The 16,347-nt window shown below is 52.4% G+C and carries 8 protein-coding genes; 6 read left to right on the forward strand and 2 right to left on the reverse strand.

Translation table 11 applies throughout. From position 1 onward, the window contains the following. Positions 1-101 precede the first annotated feature (101 nt). Entirely contained in the window at positions 102-539 is a 438-nt protein-coding gene (locus ACR6HW_RS10915) for a MarR family winged helix-turn-helix transcriptional regulator (protein ID WP_455727757.1), read from the reverse strand. 138 nt (positions 540-677) lie between these two features. Here ACR6HW_RS10915 and ACR6HW_RS10920 point away from each other — a divergent pair, with 138 nt between their 5' ends. Beyond that, the gene (locus tag ACR6HW_RS10920; protein ID WP_455727758.1) at positions 678-1,670 is read left to right on the forward strand and encodes a YhdH/YhfP family quinone oxidoreductase; all 993 of its coding nucleotides are present in this window, start codon (positions 678-680) and stop codon (positions 1,668-1,670) included. Between the two features lie 379 nt (positions 1,671-2,049). On the opposite strand, the gene ACR6HW_RS10925 is transcribed toward ACR6HW_RS10920, so the two are convergent. Next, positions 2,050-2,829 carry a transposase gene (locus ACR6HW_RS10925; RefSeq protein ID WP_455727759.1) on the reverse strand — a complete coding sequence of 260 codons (780 nt, stop codon included), beginning with the start codon at positions 2,827-2,829 and terminating at the stop codon, positions 2,050-2,052. 225 nt (positions 2,830-3,054) lie between these two features. On the opposite strand from ACR6HW_RS10925, the gene ACR6HW_RS10930 reads away from it, so the two are divergent. The 5 genes from ACR6HW_RS10930 (at position 3,055) to ACR6HW_RS10950 (ending at position 16,274) form a co-directional block, all read left to right on the forward strand. Then, complete coding sequence (locus tag ACR6HW_RS10930) at positions 3,055-9,858, forward strand: IPT/TIG domain-containing protein (protein ID WP_455727760.1); 6,804 nt, start codon at positions 3,055-3,057, stop codon at positions 9,856-9,858. A 19-nt stretch (positions 9,859-9,877) separates the two neighbouring features. Beyond that, a complete protein-coding gene (locus ACR6HW_RS10935) occupies positions 9,878-12,922 on the forward strand; it encodes an S-layer homology domain-containing protein (RefSeq protein ID WP_455727761.1) in 3,045 nt (1,014 codons plus the stop codon). Between the two features lie 20 nt (positions 12,923-12,942). Further along, the gene (locus ACR6HW_RS10940) at positions 12,943-14,490 is read left to right on the forward strand and encodes an S-layer homology domain-containing protein (RefSeq protein ID WP_455727762.1); all 1,548 of its coding nucleotides are present in this window, start codon (positions 12,943-12,945) and stop codon (positions 14,488-14,490) included. Positions 14,491-14,654: 164 nt separating this feature from the next. Then, on the forward strand, positions 14,655-15,926 hold the full coding sequence (locus ACR6HW_RS10945) for a DUF1576 domain-containing protein (protein ID WP_455727763.1): 1,272 nt from the start codon (positions 14,655-14,657) through the stop codon (positions 15,924-15,926). A gap of 3 nt (positions 15,927-15,929) precedes the next feature. Continuing rightward, positions 15,930-16,274: a hypothetical protein gene (locus tag ACR6HW_RS10950; protein WP_455727764.1), complete on the forward strand. Its 345-nt coding sequence runs from the start codon at positions 15,930-15,932 to the stop codon at positions 16,272-16,274. The last annotated feature ends 73 nt before the right edge of the window (positions 16,275-16,347 follow it).

The following is a 16,347-nucleotide window of genomic DNA, read 5'->3' on the forward strand; positions in this document are numbered from 1 at the left end:
GAAGAAAAAATAAAACCTCTTAAGACCCAGTTGATAACTTGTGGTCTCAAGAGGTTTTTTAGCAGTTTAAGCCGAGCGCGCCGCCCTGAGGCGGCCGGCAACTATGCCTCCGTATCGAAATTGCCTTGCATTTTTTTAAGCAACCTCAAAAATTCCGTTTTTTCGGCCTCCGAAAAGCCCCTGTAAGCCGTCGCCTGAACCGCATTTGAAATTTCCGCAAACGGGGTTTCCAGTGCACGGCCCTTTGGCGTCAGCGACACGTAAGTCACGCGTTTGTCCACCTCGCACCGCACCTTTTCCACATAGTTTAGCGCCTCCAGCTTGGCCACGAGCGCCGTAACCGTGGACTTCTCCTTGCCGATTTTCTCCGCAATCGCCTTCATACTCAGCGCGCCGCCGGCATCGTACAGCGCCGTCAAAATATTCCCGTACGACGGCACCACATCCTCAATGCCCCGCGCCTTCAGCGCCTGCTCAATAAAGCGCACCATCTTCTTGCGCGTCTTGCTGATAAAATAAACAATGTACTTCTCCTTCATCGCACATCCCCTCACGTTTTTCTTCTATTATTTATCATAAGGGGTTTGCGCCCCGCGCGCAAGGGCAACTTGACAAAATCCGCCGACACCGATACAATTAGTTCGATAACGAACTATTTAAAAGGAGGAAATTGAATTATGGAAAAAAGATTTAAAGCCCTTTGGGTAACAGAAGCCTCTGATGGCCGCTTCGAACAGGCCATTGTGTCTCGTCGCCTCGAAGATTTGCCGGCAGGCGATGTGCTCATTGAAGTGGCGTTTTCGTCGCTCAACTACAAAGACGCACTCTCGGCGTCGGGCAACAAAGGTGTCACCCGCAATTACCCGCACACGCCGGGCATCGACGCCGCCGGTACAGTGGTTTCCAGCACCGACCCGCGTTTTGCTGCAGGTGAGGCGGTACTGGTTACCGGTTACGACCTCGGCATGAACACCTCCGGCGGTTACGGCGGCTACATTCGCGTGCCGGCGGACTGGGTGGTCAAATGTCCCCAGGCGCTTTCACCCGAAAACGCCATGGCCTACGGGACGGCGGGCTTTACCGCCGCGCTGTCCGTCTACAAAATGATGGCCGCCGGCGTCACGCCAAGTGACGGCACCGTCCTGGTCACAGGCGCCACCGGAGGCGTCGGCAGCATCGCCGTGGCACTCCTCAGCCACCTCGGCTACACCGTCGCCGCTTCAACGGGCAAAGCCACCGAAGCGGATCGACTCAAAGCCCTTGGCGCCACAGAAATTGTCTCTCGTGCGGCACTGGACGACACCTCGGGCCGGGCAATGCTCAAAGGTCAATGGGCAGGCGTTATCGACACTGTCGGCGGCAACACTCTCGCCACTGCCGTTAAAACCACACAGTACGGTGGCAGCGTCACCACTTGCGGCAACGTCGCCGCGCCGACGTTCACTTCTTCGGTGTACCCGTTTATTTTAAGAGGCGTTAATTTGCTCGGCGTCGATTCCGTTCAATGTCCAATGGCGCTTCGCACGGAGATTTGGGAGAAGCTTGCGACGACGTGGCGCGTCCCGGCTGTTGAAGCCGCTGCGGAAAAGGTGACACTAGAGAACCTGCCGTCTAAAATAGAGGCAATGTTGGCTGGCCGTCATGCCGGAAGAACCGTGGTCGTCCTATAATAAAATATCTGAAACCCCTTGCAAATGCAGTTGTTTCAATTGGTTTTTTATACAGGATATCGGCGAAATCGTTCATAATCATTCAAAAAACGGTTTACACAATATTCACAAAGACGACATAAGCTATACACAACTCCCCCGTATAATAAAAGCATGTTAAGGATACACCTTAACAGATTGTAAACCCCCAAAATATTTACCCTAAATGAAACAAAACCCAATGAATGTGCGAGTGGGTTCCCCCCCAATGTACCCACTCGTGTGATTCCCCCCCTCTTAAAAACACAAACCCGAGTTTGTGTTTTTTTTTTCGCTTGTTCCAAGGGGGACGGTTCTTTTGTGCCAGAATCCTATAAAATTTACCATAAATTACAACTGCTCATTTGATTTTGACCCGCTTGATCGCACCGATACTGATGCCTGTTAAGCGGGCAATTTGCTTAATTGCTAAGCCTTTTTGACGACAGATTCGGATGATGTCGTCGCGTTTTAGGATGCCGAATTTTTGCATTTCTTCAGGTCTTTCGACGCCGGCGCTTTCGTTAATAATATGTGCGGCGTCTTCATCTAAGATGCGGTTCTTTTTTCCGATGACCTGTGCGTCGCACAAGTCCTCTACGGCGACGCGGTGGCGGATTTTAAAAACGTCCATAAAGGCTTTTGGCTTTAAGTTCATAATGTCCATGGCGACGTCTATGTTGCATAAAGCCGGTTCATTGACGTATTCGTGGTAGCTGCTCCAAGGGTAGTCTTTTAGATTTTTGACGACGGCTGCCTCGGTGGGATTCTTATGAATATACACGAGTAGGTCGAAAAAATACTTGGTGTCCTCCACTGGGATGCTGTTAAAGCGATCTTGGAATAAATGTCCAGAACGTTTGTATTTTCGGTTAAAATAGCAGGCATAAGTGTTGAGAAGACGTGCAAAATAAAGCGATAAGTTGCGTGTTTCCATACATTCTTTTATAAGAAAGTGTGCATGATTATTCATCAAGCAGTAGGCGTAAAGCTCCATGCCAAGTGCTTCGTTGAGCTGATGGACCCATCCCAAAAAGATGCTGTAATCCTTAGGGGCTTCATAAATCAACTGTCGGTTAATCCCGCGTACATACACGTGATAGACACCGGTGTAACTCCTCTCTCTCCTTTTTCTAGGCAAATCAATCCCTCCTTCAATATAAAATGATGTTTTAATTATAATGGAATATTCTGACATATTCAATATAAAAATGGAAAATATTAGGATTTTCCGGCACAAAAGAACCGTCCCCTAAAGAATGGTGCTGGATATGCCGATATAACATCTGTAAAATGCTTTTAATCTATATCAGAAGGGCTTTACGGTATAATAGCAATAGATGAATAAGACAAAAGGGGTTTGCATATGAACTTAAAACGAAAACTGGCATGGCTGATGGCCCTCATGGTCATCATCGTCAACATCCCGCTCAGCGGCATCGTTCATGCGCTGGAAGTGGGCACCAACAACACACAACCGATCACCGTCGACGACATCAAATACGCCAGAACGCACAACGTATTTGAAATCTCAAGCGGCTTCCTCGAAATCTTCGGGGACAACCTCAAAGACGTCGACGTCCGTTTCAACACACCAGATGGCTACGAAGCCATGGGAACGCGCACCGTCAACGAGGGCAGCTTCGTTAAATTCGTCCTCACCGCCGAAGAAACACAGCGTTTCACAGGTACCGTGCGCATTGGGAACAAAAACGTCAACCTCAACACGGGGACGTTCCCGAACATCACCAGCTCCGACAAACAGACCGTCAACAAAGACGACGCGGCGTACAGCATCACCTTCACCGGTAACCGCCTCGACCGAATCAACCAAAACATCGGCGGCGTCACCGTAGAGGGCTACTACGGCGCGGGGATTTCCCAAGAGACCCTCGGTACCGCAGGCAGTGCGAGCGCCCTCACACTGAACAACCCAGTCAATCCGGGCGACCTCGGGAACCAAAACATCACCCTTAAAAAGGAAGAAACCATCACACACGCCACAGGCGATTACAACATCAGCGTTGAATACAGCTACGTCAACGCCTTTAGAATCATCGAAGACCTGCCCATAACAAACGTCGAAATGTTCCCGAACACCGGGGCAAAAGGCGACGAAGTGTACTTCACCGGACAGGGCTTCACCGACACGAGAAACTACCAAGTGTACTTCCTCACTGCACTCGACGGCTCAGACCCTTACACCAACGTCAACAAAGCCGAATTCGTATCGCTGGGGAAAGACGGCACCGACGACGTCCTCATCGTCAAAGTACCGAACCACCCGGACTTCGAGCGTCGGAACTACTACGTCATGATTACAGACGTCCAGAATGGCCAAGTCGTCGCAGAGCATCTCGTCCAGTTTGGCGGCTCACCTGACCAGTACACCGTCATACAGGCCGACTTCAAACCGTCCATCGTCAGCATTTACCCGAACATCGGACCGGACACCGGCAGCGACGTCGAAATCAAAGCAAACTATGTCTTAACCCTTAACATACCGGACCTCAGCACCAACGGGAACTTTAAAACAGGCTTCCCGCAAGGTGAAAACAGCAACGAAACCCTTTATATAGAGTACGATGACACAGGCGCCACCTACAAAGGGCAGCCCGTGGAAATCGAGCGGCGCATCAACATGCAGATCGGTAAAAAAGTCACCTTTTCCGAAATCGGCGGCGAGTTCCAAGTCGTCAAAGGTAAGCCCGATCAAATCATCGTCACCACACAGAGCATCAACGACGCCGAAATCGACCCGAAAAAAGACGTCGTCATCGAAATGGAAACCAAACTCACCGTCACAGCCGGGCCAAATGCCGGCAGAACCTACGTGTTCAATCAGATACTGTCGGAGCCCAAGGGCTACGAGTTCGAACCGAGTACCTATACACCGGAAATCGACACCATCACACCGGACATCGTCCAAGTAGATGACACCTCCGTGCCGGCGGGCTTCCAAAAGCTTAAAGACGACTTGCTTATTTCAATAGAAGGCAAACAGTTCCTCGTGGACCGCGTCGTCGAACCGAGTGGCAATGTCATCACCAGAAAACCCACCGTCCTCATAAAAAAAGACGACGGCAACACATTTAACGACCGCTACCAGTTGGGCTTCTTCCCAAATGAAGAATACACCGCAGGCGGCGTCACCGTCAGAGGCATCATCCGGTACAAAGACACCGAGACAGACGCCACCAGTGAAGTGCTCCTCGACGCAGACGGCAAACCCGTACCGCTGGACATGGTCATCCTAGACGACAGCGGCGCAGTTGTCGACGGCACAGGCGGCAAAGAACTGGGAACCCGCCTGCTCATTAGAATTCCGAGACAGGCCGTCATCAAAGACGCGGGCATCAAACACGTCCAAGTGACCAACCCGGTGCGCCAGTCGCAAGCCTACGGGAAATCTGCCATTAAATCGGACTTCCTCGAATTTATCAAGACCACAGACATTCCGGTTATCGAAACCATCAAGCCGACCATCATCACCGTAGAGGGCGGCGAGGAAATCGTCATCACCGGATCCAACTTACAAAACGGCATGAAACTTTACCTCGACGGGAAAGAAATCACGAGCTTCACCAGAGAACTCGACCCCGCGGGCAACAAAACCGTAGTCACCTTTACCGCACCGCCGGGCAGAGAAGGCGTCACCCAGATTGCCATCGTCAACCCGAGCGGCGGAACAGCCGTGAGCGACTTCACCTATGTCAGCACCTTTAACCAGGACCCCGAGTTCCACAGTTTCACACCGGAATCCGGGACAGCGGGCACCCTCGTCGTCGTCAACGGCGACAACTTCCTCAGACCGGACCCCACAGCCGTCACCGAGAGAGGCGTCGACGCCTTTAGACTCATCGGGACGCGCATGTTGATTGACGGCAGAGAAGTCAATACCTACAACACCGACGCCATCGGCACGATTTTATTCCCTAAGTACAGCGTGCCCGACGCACAGGCGCTTATTGACAAAGACGTGGCAAAAGCCATCTTCTCGCCATTTTATAAAAATGCCACCGTCACCGAAAACGGATCAGGCGACGTCGTCACCTTGACCAACGACGCACAGGGCAACCCGGCGTTCCAAATCGGCAGTGAGACCTACAGCTTCCGATACAACAGCTCGGACAGCAAATACGAAGCCTTTGACGCACAGGGCTCTCTCATCGGTGACGCCAACATCACCTTTACGGCAAACGGCGAAAAAGGCACCACGCAAATCGCCATAGCAGGTGGCCCGAGTTTCACCGCAGAAATGGACAACAGCCTCGTGCGCATCGGTAGAGACCAAGACGGCAACCAAAAAGTCTTCCTCGCCGACTACGCCGATTCCATCACCTTAAAAGCGGGCCTCGACGAGCGTTTCGTCATCAGCACCGACCTGCTGGGTCGCGTCGTCCTCACCAACGGGAAGGATCAGACGTACGAACTCATCGTCGACGGCAGCGGCACAGGCATCATCGCCAAAGACGCCCTCGGCTTTACCAAACCCGTCGCCACAGAAAACGGCGGCACACTGGTGAACGGCATCGACCTCGACGGCAAAATCCTCGAGATGATTACCCCGTACAAATGGGATGTCAACACCGGGGAAATCACAGGGCACCGAGCAAAAGTCATCAGCAAAGAGCAGATTATTTTCTACGTGCCGACATTGACCACGGGTAGAGGGTACAAAGACCTCGTCATCATGAACCCGGACACCAAAAATGCAGCAAAAACCGGCGACGACGGCTTCTTCTACATCACACAGGCGTCGTCCAAGCCGATTATCACCACCATAGAACCCAACGAGGGCTCCGTCGACGGCGGCTATTTCGTCACCATCTCAGGAAGTGGATTTGAAGACGACGTACGCGTGTTTATCGATTCGGTGGAAGTGCCGAAAGCGGACACCACCGTCGCACTGGACGGCAGCTCTATCGTCATTAAAATGCCGGCGTCCATTAAAAACCTCAACGAAGACTTCGGGGTCGACGCCATGTCGGTACCTGTGGTCGTCCTCAACCCGGACGGCGGCAACGACGCGAGGGAAAAGGGCTTCACGTACATCATTCCCAAGTCGGAGCCGTTTATCGAGAACATCATCCCCACAGGGGGCTCCAGCAACGGCGGTGAAATCGTGGAAATCCTCGGTTACGAGTTCCGCTACTACGAGCCGTACGACGACAAAGTCGGCGGACAGGGCTACGACATCGGCGACCCTTTTGAAGACCTGAACAAAAACGGTAAGTGGGACGACCTCTTGGCACGGCCGCTGGAAGACTTGATTGCAGAGGGCATCATTCAGAGACACGACGAGCTCACCAACCCGTACCACGACTACTACTACACCTCAGAGGTGTTGCCTAAAGTGTACATCGGCGAAAACGAAGCGCGCATTGTGGAGTTTGCCAGAGGGTACATCAAAGTCATTACGCCGACGCACAAAGCCGGCGCCGTCGACGTCTACGTCATCAACAACGACTCAGGCGTCAGCAACAAAGTCAAGTACACCTATTCCACCACCACACCGGTCATCGATAGAATCGTGCCGGACTTCGGTAGACGACAAGGACAGGAGCCTAAGGATCTCTACGGCTCAAAACTCTACCCGTCGCAGGTATACGGTTACATGAATGACGACGCAGACAGCATTCAACTGTTGCCGCATGTAGAAGCCCTCGTGCGCTTCGGCGACATCGACAACAGAGACATCGGCAGAACCGAGCCGAATTCCGGTTTAATCAACAACCAGAGAACCACCGTCAACTTAGAAGGCGGTCTCACAGTGAACTACATCGGCTCTGATAATAAAGTCCGCGTCACGTTAACAGAAAACAACGTCATCTACCAGCGCGAATTTACCTACAACAACAGCACCGTCTACGTGCCGCTGGGGATGCTTCAAAACGCCGCGGGCGAATACTACGTGCCGTTTGGCCTCAAAGGCGTGAACCCGGCTGTTTACAGCGGCGACGCCTACGAGTACATCAAGCTCGAAATCGCCGAGAGGCGCCTGTACGTCGAAAGGGGCCATGCGCCGAAAGTCGACTACAACAACGAGAACCACGTGGTGGTGTACACGCCGTCTTACCACACCATCGGCAAAGTGCCGTTGACGTACTGGAACAAAGACGGCGGTAAAGTGGAGAAGACCTTCACGTACACCAACCCCGCCAGTGAACCGAAAATCTACAAAGTCGAACCGCAGGAAATCAGCTTCGACGAGAGCAAATGGCTCGTTTACTCGTCCATAGACGGGGGCGTCGACATCGAAATCATCGGTCTCGACTTCAGAGAAAATGTCAAAGTCAACATCGGCAGCTATCAGGCCACTGTAAAAGAAGTCACCACCAAGACCATTGGCGGTGTGGAATACGACGTCATCGTCGCCAACGTGCCGAAAGCCACCGTTAACGACGTCGACCTCGAACTGCCGGTAATGGTGCTCAACGAAGACTCGGGGCTCGCCACATCGAGCAACCTCGCGGACATCATCGGGCCGAACTATTCGGACAAGACCATTCCGATTTACTTCGTCTACAAAAAGCCGCTCTCGGGGCCGAGAATCGACACCATCACGCCTCAGAAGACCTCTGTGGCAGGGGGCAACGAAGTGACCATCATCGGTAGCGACTTTAGAGACGGCGCCTACGTCATCATCGGGACGCGTGCGGGGATTCCGATTCTCAACGTGCCGATTACAGAGCGTGGGACGAAAATCGTCTTTACCACACCGACGAACATGACCCTCGGCTCCAAGACCGTACAGGTGCTCAACGACGACTACGGTATCGCCGTGAAAGAAAACGGCATTATCGTCGTGTCTGCGCCGACAGTGTCCGGCCAAGTGCTGGATTTAGAGGGCAACCCCATCAGCCGTATCCACGTCACCGGCGGGCAGGAAATTCTCCTCAAGGGGACGGGCTTCCAAGAGGGGGCCAGAGTTTACTTCGGCGGCGAGTATCTCGAAATGAAAGCCGGCGACACCGTGCCGGAAGACGAACAGGGGCTCTACAGAGACGACAGCACCCGCTACGTGAAAGACGGCATCGTCGCACCGAAAGTCGAGTTTATCGACTCTGAAACCTTAAAAGTGACCACGCCGGAAGTGACCTTTGAAGGCGACGTCACCGTCGTCGTTCGCAACCCGGACTCCGGTATTACAGACGGCGACACGGTCATCGAGTACACGGTGCCGATTCCGACAGACCCACTGGGCCTCAAAGTTACCGTCGTCGACAACCGCTACATCAAACTTTACGATTACGTCTCCGAGGCGGCAGACTACTTTGAAATCTACGTGTACATCGGCACCAAGACCAACGCACAGCTGATGAGCGCGAACTTCAAAGACTTCAGTTACCTCGGTATCACCGACATCGAACCGTATAAAATCATCGATTTGCCGGGCCTTGAAAACCGCAGCACCGCCGACCGCGTGGTGTTCGTCGTCAAGGCGGCAAACAAGTTCGGGCCTTCGGGGTATTCCAACCTCGCAGCGCTCACCCATGAAGACCTGAAAGACGTCGAAGAACTGGGGCCGCCGAACATCGACGGCGACATCGGCGTACCGGAGGGCGAGGACTACACCACCGACCAAAACGGCGGCGTCCTCCAAGTGGATTTCGCAGAAAAAATCAGCGCGCCGCTGCTAACCGTGGACATGAGTTACGACCTCCTCAAGACGACGACAGTGAAGCGCTTCGTCCTGCCGGAGAAACTCGTCCAAAGGGGCATGACCAGCATCACCGTGGATCTCGGAACATCCGGCTACCGCTTTACGCCGGTGGCGCTGAACACCCAGACGTTCCGAACCGTGGCACAGCGGGAAGACGCCTACGCGCGCATCACCGAAGACACGACCATGAGCCGCGAACGCTCGTACCTCGTGCCGAACATTCGGGGCAAAAAGCAAGTGTCTAAAGTCCACAGCATCTCGTTTGACGCCAGTGGCAACAGGGGCGTACAGCCGTTTAACACGCTGTCCGGCACCTTGGATTTCACCATCAGCTACGCAGACGCACCGCTGACACAAGCGGAGGCGCTTCAAATTAAACTTTACAAATACGATTCGGCAAAGGGCACTTATGTGCCGGTGACCGCCACTGTCGACCGCACCAACAAGCGCGTGACAGCGCGACTGAAGACCAGTGGCCACTACGTGCTGATGACGAACCGATAAAGCCAAAAGGAGGAACAAGATGCTTAAGAAAACCACAGCCGTATTATTACTCATCTGCGTCATGATGACTCAAATCGGCTTTACCAACCCGCAGCCCTTCGATGCCTTAGTGCCGAAGCTCACGCCGCTGGACGTCGATGCGTCAGAGGCGAACACGCTTAAAGGGTCTGCCAAAGGGAAGGAACTCGTCATCGGGGCGAACTTCCTCGACGGCGCCAAAATCTACGGCGACGACGACATCGCCAAACTCGCCGCCCTCGGGGTAATCAACACGTTTGGCAGCCGAAAATACAGACCGTCAGACAAGGCGACGGGCTACGAAGCCCTGACCCAGCTTTTGTTTATGAAAGGGCAGGAGGCCGCCATTATGACCGCGGTTTACGCTCAGGCGGGGTCGTCTACGACCCCTGCCGCTTTGCAAAAAGTGTTGAAACAAGAAGTGCTGGCACAAGCGCAGGCACAGGGCATTCTCACCAACGACGAAGTCCTGGGGCTCAACGATCCCGTTATGCGCGAGCGCCTCGCCGTTTGGACGGCGCGCGCCATTGGCAAGCAGCCGTCGTACACCCAGCGCACGACGTTTTCCTTCACCGACTGGGCGTCGGTGAACCCGACGTACAGAGGGCTGATTGAAGACCTCATCACCGACGGCATCATGCCGCTGAAGAACACCGGCGCCTTTGGGCCGAAAGAATCGGTTTCCAGAGCGGAACTGGCGGTAATCGTCTCAGCGGCGACGGAAACGCAATACGGCGCAAGGGGCATTCAGACCGCCTTCGGTCTCATCGTCTCCGACCGCACCGACGTAGACAAAGCGCCGGGCAACACCACAGAGACCCGAACCCTCACCGTTAAAAACGCCGACGGCACCATGACGAAACTCGTTTCAGAAACCCAGACCAAGGGTTCAAAGCGTTTCGACTACGTGGTGCACAAAGGCGGCGTGACGTCCAGCAACAAACTGCTGGCCGTGGGCGACGAAATCGAATACCTCACCCAAGACGGGGCATTGGTGTTTGCAGAAGTTATGCCCGACCATTTGATTCTCGAGAAAATCAACGCGTCGGCAGAAGCCGATGCGTACAACCGCTTTCAGTTCGGTAAAGTAGCGGACATCCGCACCAACACCGAAGTGGTGGCGGGTAAAAGCGTTATCACAGAAATCTACCGCATCGTCGACGTCAGCGGCGACGTGTTCGACATCGAAGTAACAGAAGACACGTACACCGGACAGCGCGACGACATTCTCACGTATAAAAACGGCAAAGTGCGCGGCGCCAACGTCCTCAAAGTGGACGATATGATTCAGTACCTCGTCACAGACAAGCGCCAAGTGGTGTACATCAAAGTCACCGACTTGACGCCTCAGAACATCGCCGGAACCGTTAGAGAAGTGGCGAAGGCCACTGCAGAGGCGCCGGCAAAAGTGACGATTTTCGGCTACGACGACAAAGTGTACACCTTGCCTTTGGCGCCGTATGCCAATCTCACCATCAACGACCGACTGGCGACTATAGAAGATTTCGTCTACGGCATGCCGGTGACCGTGGAGCTCACCAACAGTTCCGTTATCACCATGAGTGGCACCAGCTACGACACCGAGCCGGGCTATATCCCGAAATACGGGAAAATGCGCATCGGCGAAGTTACCAGCGTCTACAAAAAGAGCTTTACCATCACCTTAAACGGCGGCATCAAAGAGTTTTACGAAGTGACGCCGCAAACAGTGTTCGTCAAAGACGGCAACGTCGTGTCCATTGAGGCGCTTAAAGCGGGGACGCCTGTAAAGGTGTACTTCGACGACATCGCGTCAAACCAAGTGTCCCGCGTGGAAATTGAGTCGCCGGAAGTTCTCTTTGAGACCATTTACAAAGGACAGCTTCAAACCATCAACAACATCAAAGGTGAAATCGGCCTCACCGGCGTGGACGGCCTGTCGAAACCGGAGTACATCTCCAACAACGACTGGGAACAAGCCGACGCCTTTAACGTATCGCTGAAAGTCAACACCGAGACCGACATCTACGTGGGCAACGAGAAACTCGACATGAAAGAACTCGACCGCTCGTACTCGGGCTATCCGGTATACGCCGTGGTCAAAAGCGTCTTCGGCAAGCCCACAGTGGTTAAAATGTCTGTGATGACCGGTGGCGAAACCATGCATCAGAGCAACATCCGAAAACTGGACAACACCATCGGCACCTTTGAACTCAGCACCCGTGAAAACTTCAACATCACTGACGGCACAATTATCATTCGAGACGGTCTCGTGGTACCGAACAACAGCTTAAATATCCGAGACACCGTGTTCGTGGTCTCAGAGAGTCCAAGGGGCACATATGAGAAAAACGCCATGGTGGTGAAAGTCATCACGCCGTTTGACGACATCTTTAACGGCATTCGCATTGGGGCGATAGAAGACGTTAACCCGTCAAACTTCACTCTTCGCAACCACACGCAGTATTTTAACAACTTCTTAAACGACGTGAACAAGAACGAGTCCGGCTATTACAGGTTCTACACAGGCTCACTTATTCAAGACATCACCGATAGAGAAAACATCTTGACCATCAAGCCGAGGGATTTCTTCCACAAAGACTATGCCCGCCTTGAGAATCCGGATAAGAACTACCAGTCGAACCAAAAGGGGCTCCCATACGACCGCTACTACGCGTTTATGGTGGTCAATCCGGCGGACAACTCGATTATCGCCATGAAGATGCGCCAAAAAGGCCTCGTCTCCGGTCAGAACATCGACGACAACCTCTACAAAGAAGAGGACATCGCGAAGGAACTGGAAAAGACCTTTGACAACGCCGTGTTGACGCGGGGTATCGTCACCGATCTCGACGAAACTTGGGACCGTGTGAAACTCACCGACTCCCACGACTGGACGGACTACACCGGCAGATGGACGGCAAACCGCGCAGACATCTACGTGCGCTACACCGACGCCATCATTATTAAGAACAACCAAGTGAAGACCGTGGACGACATCAAACAGGGGGATTACCTCTACATTATGCGTATTAAAGACCAGGGATTGGTCATCTTTATCGATTAAAAAGGAAATCAGGTGACGACATGTTAAAGTTTAAAACAGGGGTGCTGGTGTTATGCGCCCTCATCGTATCGACTTTCTCTTTTCAGGCTTACGCTGAAATCCTTTGGTTAGACGGCGGCCTATTGGGCGCAAAGCAGGTCTCCGGTACTTACGAGTACCAGGAGATGTGCTTTATCACCGGCGAGCCGGTGATGCTGAAAGGGCTGGTCACTCTGCCGAAAGTCGATAAAACAGCCGATGCGTATCAAGAGAAGTACGCGTTTGAGCTCTCTAATGCCGATAAAAACATCGTCCTATCGAGAACGGTGACCTTTGATGTGGTCAAAGAGAACTCAGGTGCGCTGTCTCAGACGCGCTACAAGCGCACACTTAAAGATTATCAAGAGACGATTACCACAGCAGGTGGCACGTACACGCTGGCGGAGCAGGTGTTTACCGACAGCCGCCTCTACGACAACACGCTGGCGGTAAGCTATTACAACGGCAACATCAACGCCAGCCGCAAGTACTACAAAAACGGCGGTTTTGCCGCCAACGAAGGCTTTGTCACTTACGACATTGAGACGATTCCCGTGGTGGGCTACAACCACCAATGGGGCAACAGTGAGACGCAGAAAATCGCGTACACCATAAAAAGTTATGAACCCAATGAAGACTACGACCCACAAAAGGTGGGGTCGGATCAGTTCAAGGTGGTTTGGGACGGCAACGTGGAAGTGGGCATGAGCAGTACGCGCCGCGTGGTGTTTGACTACCAGTACACCAACCCGCAAAACATCAGTTTTAGGGGCAGTTACCACAAGGTGACCCGCGCTGAAAACGTCCTCACTTACGACTACACGTTACCCCATGTGAAAGACGGCGCCATTGACACGGCGAAAAAGGGGCGCAACATCGGCAGTAAGAGCCTGAGCAACGACGTGCTCCTCGAAACTGTGCCGCTGATTGCACCGCGTATTCGCGACATCAAAGGGCACTGGGCAGAGGAAGACATCACTTTGCTCACCAGTCTTGAACTGTTCGCCATTGACAAGGAGTACTTTGTGCCGACGGCGTTTATCTCGCGACGAGACTTCGCCAAGGCCATGGTGGGCGCTGTACACGGCAAATTGCCGCCGTCCACAAAAACTGACGAAATCAGACGGCTGAGACCGGGTGTAGAGACGCCTTATCTCGACGTGTTGCCTACAGATCCCGATTACAACTACATGACTTTCGTCAAAGAAAATGAAGTGATGTACGGGAAAAACGGTTATTTTAAGGGCGACGAAACCTTGACCCGCGCAGAGGCGATTGCCATTATGATTCGCGCACTGGGCATTCAGTACCTCGCACCGGCGCCGCCGTACAAGACGCAGTTTGTCGACGACGCACAGATACCGGAGTGGGCAAAAGACCACATCTATATGGCCAACGAAATCGGTCTCGTCACGGGGACACCTGAAGGGTACATCAACCCAAACGCCCTTGTGACCAAAGCCGAAGCGGCTAAAATGCTCACCGACTTTATCAACCATCTCAAAGACGTTATCAATTACGACTACCGAGAAAAAATATTGGCACAATAAGGGATTGCCGCAGCGAATCAGCTGCGGCAATTTTTTGTTAGTGATGCCGGAGAGACTTTTCGAAAAAAAAATGAAAAAAGTTTACATTTTATGGTTTACTTTTTTCCCCGATGTATTGTAAAATATTAAGGATTATATATTTTTTGAGAAAAGGAAGTGAATGAGTGGTCTATACAAACAGGTATGAAGAAATGGAGCTCCACAAGGAGCATAAACGCAATATTTTAAGTATTTTTCCGACGGCTTTTTTAATCTTTGGTCTCTTTTTCAGCTTTTACGAACACCTCTCCATTATGGATGGACTGAAGAAAATCGTCACCTCGCCTACGACGCTTTTAACCGATTTCCTCGTCGTCGGCGGTATAGGCCCGGCTTTTATCAACGCCGCATTGATTGGCTTTTTCAACATTTATCTATTAAGGCGCTTCAAAATGCGCATCAACGGACTTCTAATCGCCGCATTGTTTACAGTTCTCGGCTTTTCTTTCTTCGGTAAAAACATCATGAATATCCTGCCGATTTACTTCGGCGGCTATCTATACGCCAAACATCAAGGGATACAACTGAAAAACATCCTCCTCGTGATTATGTTCAGCACGGCGCTGTCGCCGCTGGTGAGCGAGATTACCTTCGGCGGCATTTTCGCAGACGGTTTCAACTACTTTATGGGCATCGTCGCAGGGACGCTTATCGGCTTTACCATTGTGCCGCTGTCCTCGCACATGCTGCGTTTTCACGACGGGTACAACCTCTACAACATCGGCTTTACGGCGGGGATTGTCGGGACGGCTTTTGCCAGTGTCCTGAGAAACTTCGACATTGAAATTCTCACGGTAAATCTGCTGTACACGGAGCGCAACTACGCCATTATCGCGCTGTTCTATCTGCTCTTTCTCTATTTGATTGTGGCGGGTCTCGCGGTGAACCGCGACAGCATTAAACAATACAAGACGGTTTTAAAGTACAAAGGTCGTACCATCACTGACTTCACGACGCTGGTGGGTTACGGTCTCACATTTGTGAACATGGGGCTCATGGGGACAATCGCCCTCACGTTTGTCCTCGTCCTCGGCGGCCCCGTCAACGGGCCTATTATCGCGGGGATTATGACGATTGCGGGTTTTGGGGCTTTTGGTAAGCACCCGAAGAACTGTATGCCTGTGGTCCTCGGGGTGTTGCTGGGCGGTTTGTTTTTCGGCTACGACTATTCCAGCACGGCGTTTATTATCTCGGCGCTGTTCAGTACGACGATTGCACCGGTGGCGGGAACGTTTGGGCCTATCGCCGGTGTGGCGGCCGGTCTTTTGCACTTGACCCTTGTGACAAACATTGGTATAATTCACGGAGGCATCAACCTCTACAACAACGGCTTCGCAGGCGGTCTGGCGGCGGGGATGATTGTGCCGATTATTGACGCATTCAAAAAAGGAGACTAGGGCATGAGACATGAAGTTAAGAAAATCTGTCGCATCGTCGATGAGCTGACGACACTTTTTTTAAGGGACGACACCAATGAGGTGGATTTTAAGATTAAGCGCACGAAAGACAGCTCGATGATTACGATTATCGACTACGACACGCATTTTAACGCGGCGGACATCGCTCATCTCGAGGAGATGCTCAGCGGTCAACGACAGGCGGAAATCGAGGAATACTACTGGCAGCTCGCAGGCGAAACCGATGAAGGCGACGAACTCACTTTGGTCAGTGCCATGATCGACGAAGCGGTGGTGGAGAAGAAGGACGGCAATTTATACGTCAAACTTGTGCGCCTCAATCGATAAGAACGCTTGATTTTTGTTCAAAAAGGGCATACTATTATAGGGCGACCCATATATATAAGAAGAAAAGATTTTA

This window comes from Fusibacter sp. JL298sf-3, assembly GCF_053842995.1.